Origin of the sequence: Pseudomonas sp. RU47 (assembly GCF_004011755.1) — a bacterium.
In the GTDB taxonomy this organism is placed as follows: domain Bacteria; phylum Pseudomonadota; class Gammaproteobacteria; order Pseudomonadales; family Pseudomonadaceae; genus Aquipseudomonas.
Map to the genome: position 1 here is coordinate 3,670,753 of NZ_CP022411.1, position 12,656 is coordinate 3,683,408.

The 12,656-nt window shown below is 54.2% G+C and carries 16 protein-coding genes; 3 read left to right on the top strand and 13 right to left on the bottom strand.

Annotation, left to right across the window (positions count from 1 at the left end; translation table 11 throughout):
- From CCX46_RS16585 to CCX46_RS16645, 12 genes are all read right to left on the bottom strand, one after another.
- A complete protein-coding gene (locus CCX46_RS16585; RefSeq protein WP_127928127.1) occupies positions 1 to 1,995 on the bottom strand; it encodes a phage terminase large subunit family protein in 1,995 nt (664 codons plus the stop codon).
- Between the two features lie 4 nt (positions 1,996 to 1,999).
- A complete protein-coding gene (locus CCX46_RS16590; protein ID WP_127928129.1) occupies positions 2,000 to 2,569 on the bottom strand; it encodes a terminase small subunit in 570 nt (189 codons plus the stop codon).
- 373 nt (positions 2,570 to 2,942) lie between these two features.
- Positions 2,943 to 3,287 carry a phage holin family protein gene (locus CCX46_RS16595; RefSeq protein ID WP_127928131.1) on the bottom strand — a complete coding sequence of 115 codons (345 nt, stop codon included), beginning with the start codon at positions 3,285 to 3,287 and terminating at the stop codon, positions 2,943 to 2,945.
- A gap of 250 nt (positions 3,288 to 3,537) precedes the next feature.
- Entirely contained in the window at positions 3,538 to 5,325 is a 1,788-nt protein-coding gene (locus CCX46_RS16600) for an ATP-dependent nuclease (RefSeq protein WP_127928133.1), read from the bottom strand.
- 120 nt (positions 5,326 to 5,445) lie between these two features.
- Entirely contained in the window at positions 5,446 to 5,853 is a 408-nt protein-coding gene (locus CCX46_RS16605) for an antiterminator Q family protein (RefSeq protein ID WP_177413864.1), read from the bottom strand.
- A 302-nt stretch (positions 5,854 to 6,155) separates the two neighbouring features.
- Complete coding sequence (locus CCX46_RS16615; protein ID WP_127928137.1) at positions 6,156 to 7,463, bottom strand: tyrosine-type recombinase/integrase; 1,308 nt, start codon at positions 7,461 to 7,463, stop codon at positions 6,156 to 6,158.
- A complete protein-coding gene (locus tag CCX46_RS16620) occupies positions 7,460 to 7,762 on the bottom strand; it encodes a nuclease domain-containing protein (RefSeq protein ID WP_127928139.1) in 303 nt (100 codons plus the stop codon). The genes CCX46_RS16615 and CCX46_RS16620 overlap by 4 nt, the downstream gene beginning before the upstream one ends.
- Positions 7,753 to 7,962, bottom strand: coding sequence for a hypothetical protein (locus tag CCX46_RS16625; protein ID WP_127928141.1), 210 nt, complete (start codon positions 7,960 to 7,962; stop codon positions 7,753 to 7,755). The genes CCX46_RS16620 and CCX46_RS16625 overlap by 10 nt, the downstream gene beginning before the upstream one ends.
- Positions 7,955 to 8,626 (bottom strand): replication protein P, encoded by a 672-nt coding sequence (locus CCX46_RS16630; RefSeq protein ID WP_127928143.1) that lies wholly within the window; start codon positions 8,624 to 8,626, stop codon positions 7,955 to 7,957. The genes CCX46_RS16625 and CCX46_RS16630 overlap by 8 nt, the downstream gene beginning before the upstream one ends.
- On the bottom strand, positions 8,623 to 9,399 hold the full coding sequence (locus CCX46_RS16635) for a helix-turn-helix domain-containing protein (protein WP_127930413.1): 777 nt from the start codon (positions 9,397 to 9,399) through the stop codon (positions 8,623 to 8,625). The genes CCX46_RS16630 and CCX46_RS16635 overlap by 4 nt, the downstream gene beginning before the upstream one ends.
- Before the next feature lie 201 nt (positions 9,400 to 9,600).
- Positions 9,601 to 10,023, bottom strand: a complete 423-nt coding sequence (locus CCX46_RS16640) for a phage regulatory CII family protein (protein ID WP_127928145.1) — start codon at positions 10,021 to 10,023, stop codon at positions 9,601 to 9,603.
- A 66-nt stretch (positions 10,024 to 10,089) separates the two neighbouring features.
- On the bottom strand, positions 10,090 to 10,302 hold the full coding sequence (locus CCX46_RS16645; protein ID WP_127928147.1) for a transcriptional regulator: 213 nt from the start codon (positions 10,300 to 10,302) through the stop codon (positions 10,090 to 10,092).
- 86 nt (positions 10,303 to 10,388) lie between these two features.
- Here CCX46_RS16645 and CCX46_RS16650 point away from each other — a divergent pair, with 86 nt between their 5' ends.
- Positions 10,389 to 11,045, top strand: a complete 657-nt coding sequence (locus CCX46_RS16650; protein WP_127928149.1) for a LexA family protein — start codon at positions 10,389 to 10,391, stop codon at positions 11,043 to 11,045.
- A 146-nt stretch (positions 11,046 to 11,191) separates the two neighbouring features.
- Positions 11,192 to 11,443 carry a DUF1654 domain-containing protein gene (locus tag CCX46_RS16655; RefSeq protein WP_127928151.1) on the top strand — a complete coding sequence of 84 codons (252 nt, stop codon included), beginning with the start codon at positions 11,192 to 11,194 and terminating at the stop codon, positions 11,441 to 11,443.
- A gap of 577 nt (positions 11,444 to 12,020) precedes the next feature.
- Here the strand turns inward: CCX46_RS16655 and CCX46_RS16660 are convergent.
- Positions 12,021 to 12,254: a hypothetical protein gene (locus CCX46_RS16660; RefSeq protein WP_041481061.1), complete on the bottom strand. Its 234-nt coding sequence runs from the start codon at positions 12,252 to 12,254 to the stop codon at positions 12,021 to 12,023.
- Between the two features lie 166 nt (positions 12,255 to 12,420).
- Between CCX46_RS16660 and CCX46_RS16665 the strand changes: the two genes are divergently transcribed.
- Positions 12,421 to 12,654 (top strand): hypothetical protein, encoded by a 234-nt coding sequence (locus tag CCX46_RS16665; protein ID WP_041481062.1) that lies wholly within the window; start codon positions 12,421 to 12,423, stop codon positions 12,652 to 12,654.
- Positions 12,655 to 12,656 lie beyond the last annotated feature (2 nt).

Sequence of the window (12,656 nt, forward strand, 5' to 3'; positions counted from 1 at the left end):
TCAGCGTCTCTTCAGGTAGCCACTGGTGGAACTGCGGCGTTGTGGGGGAGCGGCTGCCGGACGTGATTTCACGGCTGGTTGCGGCGCCTGCGGTGCTGCCGGTGTTACGACTGGCCGGCTGAGCCGTTCGCTCTGAACGGGTTGGCTGCTATCGCCCGAAACCGACTCGTTGACCGCCTGCCGAATCCGCGCCCAATCGTGATCCTGGTAGCGATTGATGCCGAGGTAATGGGCCATGGCGAGGTTGTAAACCAACAGATCGAGCGCTTCGTTACGCTCGGATTTGCCCTTGGTCCATTCGATGCGTTTATGCCCCCTGACGTAACGGGTGACTTTGCGCTCAGCCACGCACTGGGCGAAAAAGTCATCCGGCAGGTCGTTGGCAAAGTGCAGCGCTCCCGGGCCGGTGTCGAATACATAGCGGTTATAGATCCAGTCCTTCGCCGTGTCGGTACCGACAATCCAAAGCTCGGCGCCATGCCGTTCAGTCAGGCCCTTCCATGTCACGTCGACCATCGAAGGTCGCTGCGCGATCACCGGCCGGCCCCGCTTGCTCGCCCCCTTGATGGCGAACACGCTGCGCCAGCGGCGCATACGACAGAACTGATAGACCTCATCCGTGTGGTTACCACCGGAGTCGACCGCAGTAGCCATGATCATCAGCTCAGCACCACAAGGGTGTCGGTAACGGGCCTTGAGTAACTCGTCCAGCGCCGCCCAGGTGCGCTCATCGGCGGGGTCGCCGGAGATCACTTGAAAGTCGACCACCCAGCGCTCCATGCCAGCGCCCCAACCCATCACCATCAGTTCCAGGCGGTTGGCTTGGGTGTCAACAGAAGCGGTCAGCATCAACACGCCGTCGGGCATTGAGCCAAGCCCGTAGTTTTCCAGCCGCGCCCGATCCCTCAGCACATCGGCCGAGGTTTGCTCCTGAGCGCTATCCCAGACCTTGGCCAGACGAGTGTTATAAAACACCTGCATCGGCTCCAGATCACCTTTGGCCTGAGCCTTTTTAGCCTTCTCGAATTGCTTGGCCAACGAGGCCCAACCAGTCCAGCCGGGCGGCGAGTACAACGCATTCAAGTTAAAACCAATGGTTTCGCCATCGCCCTTGGTGTGTGCTCGCCACTCCCCTTTCGCCAGCATCTCGCCCTTATAGCGTTCCTCGATCAGTACGTCGCAGTCGGGGCCGGCACACTGGTAATGCACAACCTGAAAATCCGCCAAGTAATGCAAACGCTCCCACTCCAGAACCTGCATGTGTTCACAGGTTGGGCACGGCACGTAGTAGTAACGCTGATCGCTGACCTCAAACAGATCAGCGATCCGGGACGCCCCCCTGACCGTGGGCGAACTGGAAAAGTAAAATTTTGCGTTACGGCCGAAAGTACTACCGCGAGTCTCGGCCAGTTCGACCGGGTCGCCCTCTTCGCCCACGTCCACACTCCAGCGATCAACCTCGTCGCCGTAGATGTAGCGTGCGGAAAGCTCCGCTAGGTTGGCCGCAGAACCGGCCGTGGTGATGTACAGCGAACCACCCTCGAACTCCTTCGTGTCCATGGTGTTGCGCGCATCTCGCGAGCGGTTGGACGCCACGCGCTCACGCAGAACCGGCGTAGCCTTGATGGTTTTACCAATCCGCGAAGATACCCGCTTGGCCAACCCAAGGCTGGGCAACAACGTCAGGATGTTGGACGGGGCCATGTGGATCAGGCCGCCGATCCAGTTCAAGGCGATCTGCGTTTTCATCAACTGCGAAGCCACCATAGTCACCACGCGTTTGCACGGGTGGGCTGGTGACAGACAGCGCATCGGCTCACGCGCATAAGGGGTGCGCGAAGTGTGGTATTGACCAGGCTCGGCCGCACCCGTGTCGCGCGGAATGCGCATGTACTCGTCGGCCCACTGATCAATCCAGACATCTGGCTCTGGTCGCTGCCCACGGAAATACGCTTCGCGGTACACCGTCGCACCGTTCGACATTTCTAAGGACATAGGTTTAGCTCGGGGTAATGGCTTGTTCTAAATCTGCTGTAGACAGCCGCTCAGCATCTTCCAGTGTTTGTCGTAAAGCCGCCGTCAGACGCTTTTCGATTTGCCATGGATCAGACAGCGAGGCCAGTTCCGGTGATAGCTGTGGCGCCATTCCAAGCAAAAGATCGCGCAGTAAGCGACCGGCGTTATAGGCCGCATCTTCGACCGCTTTGCGCTCTACCAAGGTGCCTTGGGCTTTAAGGAAGTTGTTTTTTTCCTGAAGCGACAGGTAGTGCTCACGAAGCGCGCGTGACTTTTGAAAGTCGGGTACCTGACCAGAGGGGTCATCTACAAAGTCTGCGATGACTATTTCCAGCGGTGGCTGATCACCCCGCTTCGGGCGATTGCGCTCATGTCGAGCGGCGACGGCGGCCTTGCTCGGGTCGCTCGTCATGGCCAGAAGCTTCTCGCTGGCCTCCACGTCAATCTGCCCGGCAGCATTCAGAACCAGTCGTTCATTCTTGACCAGTTTGCCGACGTACTGCCTCGACCACCCCTTCAGCTCGCAGTACTCCTTGCGAGTTACAAAAGCCATGCGGCCTCCATCGTCGTGGCTTGTTAAGCCTGTCAACTAACCCGGCTTAGTTGACAGGCCTTCCGACCATTGCGCCGGGGCTGCTGTTTAAGAAAATGAACAGGCATGAAAAGGCTATACAGCCCAATAGAACCGGGGGTTACTTCACTACAAAACACTGTTTGGATCACGCGAACCCTGTCGCTGGAAACACAGAATTTCTTGTCAACCTGTCAACCACTGTCAACTAACTTTCCAGCCCTGTGGCTAACGCTTTCCCGCGGGTTTCCGACCCCGTACCCTTCGGATAACCTCAGGGTCCCCGGCGGTTTTCAGCGCCAATATGGTGCAACGCTGCTCGTGCGGCCGAGATCGGCGCCGCATCGGAACCACCTCATTTGTCATTCATCTTGGAATCCGAGGCTGAAGAGCTGACCCCCGCCTTCTTAGCCAAAAACTGCGTGTAGAGACCTCCCGCGACATCTGCTCCAATCACCGCGATCACGATGCCCAGTCCTGCGGCCAAATACAGACTATTCCAGATCGCCATTGCGAGCAGCAAAGTGGCCATTCCCAAAAGGCCGGACGCGAGAAACCGTAACGCTACGCGCTGAAGGATCTGCTGCAGACCAAGGTCGCTACCTGACGCCCTCAGCATCTCCCCGGACAAACCGGCCATGCTCAGCAGCACCAACAGCCACAACGGCACATCCACGAGAGCCTGGTGCTCCGAGTTCATTTGAAGTCCTCAAATAAGTCGGCCTCCACGTCGCTGGCATCCGCTTTAGGCAAGGAGACAGCCGTGGGGCCGAAAACAAAAAAGCCCCGCGCTGTGCAGGGCCTGAAATTGATAAAAAAAACCGGCTCGATGGCCGGTTTTTGAAAGCGTCTCGCTGCGTTCACAGCAGTTCACGCTGCTATAAAAACAAAACTATTACGCGCGGAAAAGCTTTATTTAACAAGAGTGCTTTTTTAGAGAAGCCTCACCACTATTCTTCCTCCAGAATCCTGAGAACACCTTCAAAAACCTCTCTGAGAGGCTCAAAGATGCCAGGTTCATCATCTGCGATCTCTACTACCCAATATGCAAATGCGACCTTCCAGTCCTCATGTGTTGTCAAGAGATAATAATGCCCGAGATCTGCTCTAGTACGCACATAAGGCTGCACCAGCCCGAAATATTGAGGAGTCAAAACCTCTGCGTGTGGCATTTCGGTAATCTGAAGGAATCCGTCCGCAACGGCGCGCGCGCGGAGTTCAGCGCTGAATAAATTTTCAAGGCAACCTGGCCATAGAGTTTTGGGAAGCTTGATGGCCTTCATGAGATTTTCGAATTCGGGCAAGAAAGGCAACCTACACCAATACACTTTATTTGAGTTATGTTGAACCCAACGCCCTCTAACTTCTAGACGACTAGTAGTATTCAATGCCCTCCCTTCAGAATCGTTATCAACGAGGGCAAAGATTTTCCTACCAGGAGCTAGGTCAACCAAAATCTTTCCGTCATTAGTTAGGCTTTTCATTCGAGTCGTGCCGCCTGCAGATTCGAATCTAAATGGCATTTCCCCACCAACTAGAACTTCCCATGCCTTAGTCAGTATGAGTACATCCGACTCACCTTCTACAAATATAATAGACTGATTATTTCGTTCAATATTTTGAGAGAGTTCAAGCATGTGCTGTTGCTGCTGAACAATTTTTTCATGTGCATCTTTAAGATAACGGCTGATCACTGGCAGGTGAGGCGTCTCTCCCATCAACTCGCTGGGCAAAGGATCCTGCGGCGAGCCGATTTTTGAAATCTTAGAGTTTAAACGCGTTTCAATTTCCTCCGATCTTGTCACAAAAAAACGTGCAACATCATCGTGTTCTAGTGAGAAAAACGCTGGGCTATGGCTTGTTAGAAAAATCTGCTTGTTATTCTGCCTACCAAAAAACCTAAACCGCTCTGCTTCTTCAATTGCATTTGCTAGTTCTAACGAGTTCTCTGGCTCTTCAAATGCCCAAATATGAAAGTCTTCCTCACTGTTATCGGCCAAGAACGAAAGAATGGGTGCAATATGCCTCACCTGGACTCCATCGCCTCTTTGCAGGGTCAAACTATATGAGTCCCCCACTTCGGAGGTTGTTTCAAAATCCAGCGATCGAAATAGATCGGTAAGATCTTTGGGCGTGGTAACAACGCTAGAAATATTTAACTCATTAAAAAGCTGTTGACTTAACCCCTCAGTCCTATCACGAAGGGCGTTCTTGAACGCACCTAGGGAATCAGAGAATTCTATATTTCGCGATATGACCTTGTATATTTCCGCCTGCAAACTTTCAAAAATTTTCCTATCTTTGATGGCCGGAATATAGTAAAGCCTTATTTTATTAAGAAAACGCGACAAATAGTTTCTGCGCTGCTCCGGGATAGAGGATGTTAACTGTGCTTCTTCACTATAAGAAATACTCCACTGTTTCTTGACCCAAAATTGATCACCTAGCGATCGCTTCCAAGTTGCTGGAGTATTGAACCAAATTTTTACATAAACAAATTTCCGTATATCCCCTTCACCACCAGCTTGAGCGCGACGGGAATGATTGAAATCCTGATCAAACACAAAAGCCTGATCAGGACTTGTATTGTTGTTAAAAAACAGGTTCAGGGCTCGTAGAATATTACTCTTTCCGGAATCATTTCGACCGAAGACTATATTCACCTCAGCGCAGTCACTTAAGTCATCCTTATACATCGATCTGAAATAAGCTATTTCAACTTTGTCGATTAGGCGCATAATTCCGACTGTGTCCCTGTCTGCGTGTGGTGCGCCCCAAGATGCGGGGGCATTGATGTACATCACAATGCCATCTAATCAGAAGAAGCGCCACTATCAGCACAGGGAACATTCGGAGCGCTATGAAACGTTTGCCATTTTCGGCGACGCGCTTGACATGCTCATAGAACAGTCGATCCAAGCGGTCCCGGCACGTACGATCTCCCTTGCCTTTCCTTCACTCATGCCAAACTGCTTGCCCACGCGAGCCATTGCCCACTTCGCCGCAAAGTACAGCCATACCATGTCGCCCATTTCATTATCGCGCTTTGACAGTCGTGAAACTGCAAGATCCACCGCCATGGCTTGGTCGTCGGTAACGCAGTAACTCTTGCTGCTATTTATTGGAGCAATAGCTTGTCGCATCAATGCCAGCGTTGGGGACATGTACCCCGATACGCATTTTGCATCCATTCTCCACCATCCCCACTGCTCAAGCAGGTATTCGGTATCACCCAATGGTCGACCAGCCGGCTTACGAATCATCATCCCTTCAATCCCCTGTGTAATTTGTACCGCCCGCCCCCAGGCGGTTTACTCGTTCGTTTTGGCTCTGTGGCTCCCTTGTCAGTGGCAAGCCTTCTAGCGCAGAAATTTCACTCTGTGCGCGTTGCAATTTGAAACTCAACTGTGTGACCAACTCATCGGTAGAAAGCACCAATTTGCTGCCTCTAACAACCCAACCTGAACCGTTGCAATCAGTGCAAACCAGCTCATAAAACAACCCTTTTACTACCGCTTTTCCCTTGCAGATCGAGCAAGGCTCCAGCTCGATCCGTTCCCGCTTAAAGCTAGGCACTGGCCTTTTCTGCATGTTTTGAAACCTCGCCTATGGTTGTTTCTTCAATGGCCTTACAGGCCTTATGGTCTGTGGCTTGCAGCGAATTACCGGAATCTTCAAATCTAAAGCCGGTCAATCCATGAATCGCTGCAAAGCCTTTCTGATCTAGATGCGCGTGCCACTGCTCGAGGGCATCACGCTTGCGGCTCATCACGTCCGACTGGATGTAAACCTTCACGTTGTGGCCCATCGCGTGGTTGATCAGCAGCTCACCAATCAGGTGATCGATGCCTAGGTCTGCCCAACCGGTGCGCGCCACCTTGCGCAGGTCATGGCTGGTCCAATCGCCCTGCCCCAGTCGACGAAACACTGCGCAGCCCTGAGCCTCGCCCAGTGCCTTGCCATTACGTGCAGGGAACAAGCACTGGCCCTCATAGCCTCGAGCGTATTGGCCTTCTCGATACCGGGTCAGCAGCGTGCATACTTGCTCAGTCAGAGGCAGGTGATGCTCGACACCGGTTTTCGTGTTCTCGGCCGGGATGAACCATTCGCGTTCGGCCAGGCTGATGTGCGACCAGCGCGCCATCCGGGTTTCACCGATCCGCGTGCCATGGCAGAGCATCATCAGTGCGAGCATCGAATCCAGCGGCGCGGTGCTCATGACTTCGGCCAGTTGCCCGAGCAGGCCTTCCAACTGAACGCCGCGCAGACGGGACGGCTTGATGCCGACCTTTGCCTTAGAGAAGTCGTTGAACCGGATCGCTGCCATCGGGTTGGGCGTGATCAATCCCAGCTTGGCCGCCTGCCGGAGTGACAAGGCCAACAGCTGGAACGCGGAACGCACGTAGTCGATGGAAACCGTCTCCTGCAGCGGCCACATCAGCAGGGTGTCGAGAGCAGCCTTGTCGATACCGATCAGGGGCAGCTCGCCGAGGCGCGGTTTCAGGTGGCACTTGATGATCGAGGCGCCGGTGTTTTTGCGTTTGGTCGACAGATTACGATCGCGCGACATGCGATCAGCGAACCAGTCCAGCAGTTCGCCAACAACGTTCCACTTCGACAGGCTCGCGCCCTCCCCGGCGGCCAGACGCAGCCGAAGCGACGGCAACGCCGCTACAACCTGTTTGTGAGTCAGCTCGGGGAACGTGCCGATGGGATTCCACTTGCCCTTCAACACCAGGTACCACGAGCCACCAGTTCGAGCCTTGTTGAAGCGCAGGTACAGGCCCTTATTCTCAATGTCGCGTACGTCCTGTACGGTGCCGGCCACTTGGCGCTTGATCTCAGCTTCGGTGATCTTCACCGCGGCGGTACTCATGCGGCCCCCTTCACGGTGAGAATTCCAGCCCTGATCAGGGCTTCGTGGGTTTCGGCGATGGCGCGCGGCACGTCCTGCCAGTCGATCTCGCCGGCGGCGCGGCCGTCGATCACGTCGTGGCAAGCGCTGCACGCGTACACCGCCACGGTGTCAAAGCCTTTCATGCCCATGCCCTTCTGCCCGCAAGGCAGATGCGCGAGGACGGTGGTTTCTGGATTGTGATTGCAGATGCCTGGCATCCGGACGGTGCACTCTTGGCCATTGGCCGAGGCGCGAAGCTTCTTCGAGCTCACTCGCATGCAGGCTTCCCCGTCACGACGTCAACGACTTCATAGGTCCCCGGCCACATCCACGAGCCATAACGTTTGGCCATGGCCTCGTCGGCAAACAGCGCCAGCGCGTGATCAGGTGGCGAACTCAAATCGACCTTGAACGAGCAGCAGAACACTGCGAATCGATAGGTATCGATTTCGGGTACAGCAAGACGACGGTCACACACGTTCTGCCCTCCCCGCACGCATCGCGCGCAAGTTGGCCAAAGCGGTGTTACCCACTTCTGGGTTGCGATCAGGCTTAGGCGCAGCAAGTTCAGCAATAGGGATAGAGCCTAGGGGTTCACCCTTCCAGATCTTCCTGCACTGGGCCAAGTAGTGACGCTCGAAGCTCGCCAAACCAAGTTCACGCGAGAGCAATGGCAGGCCATGAAAACCAGCGGCCGCAGTAGCGTGGTAGACCGCAGCGTGCATCCACTTGGCCGAATCACGCATAGCGGGATGGCAGTTGCGAAGACCCTGGGCGTACGCCTTTTCGACGCTCGGCAATCCCAGCCCTTCAGGGGCAAAGCACCAGCTAACGAAAACGCCAGGCGCCGGAACAAATGCCGACTTACTCGCACTCAGGACGCGCATGCCGTGGTCGATTTGCTCCATCCGGTTGATCCCGGAGCGCATGAACTCGCCGAGCCATTCAAGCTTCGAGGCGTTCATCACGACCTCAGTCGGCCAAGACTGGCGCCATGCACCACAAGCACCGCGAAGACGCAGGAACAAATCGTCGATGACAGCTTTGGTCGATGGATCAACCTCGGCCACTACTGGGTCGGACGTCGGCACGTAGGTAGGGTCGGTTCGCCGTTTGGCAATAAGATCGCGTGCAGATTTCATACCCGAACCCCTTTGGCGGTCCAGTCACCGGTCGCATCCATCTCTTCCTCAATGTCACCAGACTTCACAGCGCGATCACGCTTGATCCACTTGGCAAGGCGGTGGCACCAACCGGCGGAGTTGTCACGGGTATCGGGTTTGGCGATGAAGAAACCTTTAAACGAATTTACCAATTCATCGGTAGCCGATGAGATCGGCAAGCACATCAGACGAAGCTGGTCTTCCAACTGTTTCGCGCTGAACTCCCAGTCGGCGAACATCGAAAAGCGCTGGCGAGGATCTTCGAGAGCATCGAGAGCTTTTCGATCCTGATCATCGACCACACCAGAAAACTCGCGCTGCAACTGCTGTTCGGTTACCTGATGGTTAATTGACGTATTGGGTGCAGCCGCTGCACCCCGATCTGTCGTAGCTTGCACCCCGTTCTGTTGTGGATTGCACCCCGTGCCGTCATTTGCACCCCGCTCGGAACGGGGTGCAGCATTTGCACCCCGCAATAATTGGAGGTCGTAAACGACTGGCCGTCGGTCATGGCGATCAATGTGAACAGCAGCAATCGCCTGATTGCCCTGCTTGATCAGTCCCGACTTCTCCAGGTCATCTAACTTGTAACGCACGGTACGCTCGGATAGACCGGTGTCCTGAGCCAGGGTGGAAGCTGACGGAAACGCGCCAGTACCGTTCGATCCGGCATAGTTGGCCAGGCACAGCAGAACGTGCCGTGCGCTGGCATCCTTGAGAACTTGCGTGGGCAAAGACAGCGCCCATGACATTGCTTGAACGCTCACAGCGAGGCTCCGATATTCAATTCGGCAAAACGAGATGACGTGTGTCGCGACACTTTTTGCGATTGACCAAAACGTGTCGCAGGAATGGAGGGATTACCGGGGGTGACGTTCGTATTCATAATGGCCCCTCAGTGTTTTGCGTTTTGAAGAAACCGGGTTGCAGCCCGGCTTTTTTGTGCCTGAAACTCAAGCTGCCTTCACCGAGCTTTCGAGCAAATGAAGGCTTTCGCGTACATGTCCGATCTCAGTGAGAATGTCGGTCTTCTCGCCGGCTGAAACGTGCTGGTCATCTAAAGCCTCGTGCACAGCGATGGTCAGATCAGCTACTTCCTTGCCGACATGTACCAGCGAGGCAGTCAGCTCTTTGGGTGCCGGCGCAACCTTCGGAACGAGCTCGAAACCGAACTGATCTGCCAACGCTTTCAACGGGCGCATGTCTTCGGTATGCAGCAAAATCCCAAAAAGATGTTCAATGGTCAGGTGATGCGCGGCGTTGTCCGGATTCGAGCGTTGCAGCAAGCTCACGTGAGCCATACACATTTTCCCGGCCAGTTCCTCTGCCCCGCTTTCCTTGACGGTGGTGTGGCAAGCCCTCAAGAAATCTTCCATTCGTAAACCCTCAAATTTGTTTCCGTGGCGAGTAGCCATCAAAAGCAGCAAAATATTCTTCATCGACTACGCAGCACTGACCGCCGCTTTTGGCTGAGCGCAAAGCTCGCGAGCCGTAATTAATCCATTAGTGAGTTCTTCCGCTTTGAACGCCGTTTTCGCACTCATGGAATAGGCTCCGGTTACCCAGTAAGAAACCGCGGCCTGAGTAACCCCCAGCGCAAGAGCCGTTTTGGTCTGCCCGCCGAAATGCTCGACGAGCCTTTCGATAGGGGTCATAAAGAGCCCTCCTAATAAGCACACTTATATCGTATGGAGAAGGAGGCTTATTTGCAAGCGCATAAGGGAACTTATAAATTACGGACATGACGACACTAGCCGAACGCATGAAGCTCGCACGCAAGCATGCGAACCTGACCCAGAAAGCTCTTGCCGAAAAGGCCGGAGTAGAGCAGCCCGTAATCTCGCAGTTGGAGACTGGAAAGAACCAGCAGAGCGTCCATCTCGCGAAATTTGCCCACCTTTGCGGTGTCAGTGCGATATGGCTTTCCGACGGGATTGGATCGATGACAGATAAGCTCTCGGGTGACTCCAATGTGAGAATGGCGACCCAACCCGAGCAACTTTATCGATATCCAGTGATCAGTTGGGTCTCCGCTGGCTCATGGGAGGAGGCGGTGCAGCCATACCCTGACGGATTTTCCGATCGTTATGAGCTCTCCGATTACGACTCCAAAGGCCCGGCATTTTGGCTTGAGGTTAAAGGCGACTCGATGACAGCGCCGTCAGGGGTCAGCGTTCCTGAAGGGATGATGATTCTGGTTGATACAGAAGCTGACGTTAAGCCAGGTAAATTGGTGATTGCGAAGCTTCCGGCCAGCAACGAAGCGACATTTAAAAAGCTCGTAGAGGACGGAGGGGTTCGGTATCTAAAGCCGCTTAACCCCGCCTACAGAATGGTCGAAATGGACGAAGACTGCCGGATCATCGGTGTAGCGGTGCGAATGACAGGCAGGCTCTGATCATTAACACACTCTAAAATTAGCCCGCCATTTGGTGGGTTTTTTTTCGTTTGGCCACCGAAAGAGTACAAATGTACTCCGTATGCATTGCCGTTTACCTAGGGATCGAATACTGTTTATCCATACAGCATCACCAAGGAATAGGCATGAATCAGTACTATCAAAACGTCGCTGGCCGCAATAGCTGCTATGAGCAAGTAGGCCGGCGGTTTCAGAGAATGGTGTCAGATCCGAAGGTGCAGAAGTACCAAGCAGTAACCATAACCAGGCGCCACGATGAACCGCTTGAAGCTTGGAATCGCATTCTGCAAGAACTTGACGACACGGATGGAATAACAGTGGAACGGACATGCCCCAATAGCGTTCGGATCGGATGGAAGAGATACCCGGACTGCTAAGAGAAGCCCGCGCAATGCGGGCTTTTTATCGTCCCGGGAAACTTTTATAAGCACACTTATTGACGACCGCTGATAAGCAGGCTTATATTTAACGCAGGCCGAGAAGCACGGCCAGCAGCGAAAGCCGCGCCGTTCTTTAACAGTTAGAAATCTTCGTGGATCGATCCCCGGCAACGGGCACAGCGCGAAACACAAATTTCGATCCCCATGCCAGCTCTGGGACTGGCCGGGCTCTCTCATGAGAGCACGCAAAGTTGCACAGCCACCCGATGTGACGCCAGTAGCGGCAGCGGGTAGAGAGAGGACTCCGGCAGACGTGCAACGAGATATCAATCATCACTGAAGCACCTTCTTGCGAGGGTGCTTTGGGATGACTAAGAGGAGCATCTAAATGCTGCATTCAGTGGACAGCAACGCAAAGTTACCGCGAGTTGAAGCTCCATAACTGGCCTCTCGAATAGGGCCGCGCTCATGACGGTGGCTCAGCAAGGCGAGCCTGGACTTCGTACGAAAATTACGTTGATGCAACCGAGCAAAGAACTCGACGCGGCGAGCTGCCTCAAGTACGCAACGATCGTTACCAGTCGGACAATAGTTGCTTCATTACGAGCTTGGCCTCTTCCGGTGACTGAGACGATTTCGAAAGAGTTAGACGAATATCTGTCTTCAAAATTCGAATGTCCGTAACGCCGTGCCAGAAGCCGTTATCAACAAGAATGGCATCACCAACCTTTATCGGCTCGGCGCTTTCGTAGTACTTCGGGCAAGAATCGTCGGAGTCATTCAGGTACTTCAGTTTGAATTTGCGCATAGCAAGTTCGCCCTCCTTCGCAAGCTGCGTTGTGTGAGAGCGCTCAGCCTAGCGTAAAGCCCGTCAGTTGGGCAGTGGTGAGTAGGCCGGGGCTGTCCGGCATCTATCCTTTTACATCGGCGGGTGTTTCTACCCGTCATCCGCCAGCACAAACCCCGGAGTTACAATGACTGACACCACACAAGACAGGCGTGGATTTTTATTTGGCATTAGGGTGGGCGAGAAAAACAAAACCTACACGCTCAGCGTGGATGCTGCCTCGCCCTCTTGCGCGATAACGGCTTTAAAGACCGCACTGATGAAGCTGGAGGAGGGAGAAAGCCGCTTTGCTGAAGGCGAAAACAACGTGATGATGATTGGTAGTGTGGCTGCAACCTCCCGGTATAAATTACACCAATGACC